Source organism: Shewanella sp. S1-58-MNA-CIBAN-0166 (assembly GCF_040310085.1).
GTDB lineage: Bacteria > Pseudomonadota > Gammaproteobacteria > Enterobacterales > Shewanellaceae > Shewanella.
The window spans coordinates 1-245 of record NZ_JBEOPN010000187.1; the positions used below are offsets into that span (position 1 = coordinate 1).

The window sequence follows — 245 nt, forward strand, 5'->3', positions numbered from 1 at the left end:
GCTAATGCCACCACATGCGGTATACAAAGATAGCTTACCAATAGGAATACCCATGCCACCAATACCTTGGTCACCTAAGCCTAAAATGCGTTCACCATCGGTTACCACAATTACTTTTACTTTACCTTTGGTGGCATTGCGTAAAATGTCGTCTATTTGAAAACGATTTTCATATGAAATAAATAATCCACGTGCGCTGCGATATATATCTGAGAATTTTTCACAGGCATCACCCACTGTTGGGG

At 40.8% G+C, this 245-nt stretch carries 1 pseudogene; it reads right to left on the bottom strand.

Going from position 1 to position 245, the window contains the following annotated elements:
• Positions 1–245, bottom strand: a pseudogene (locus AAEY99_RS21630) (NAD-dependent malic enzyme); the annotation flags it as partial.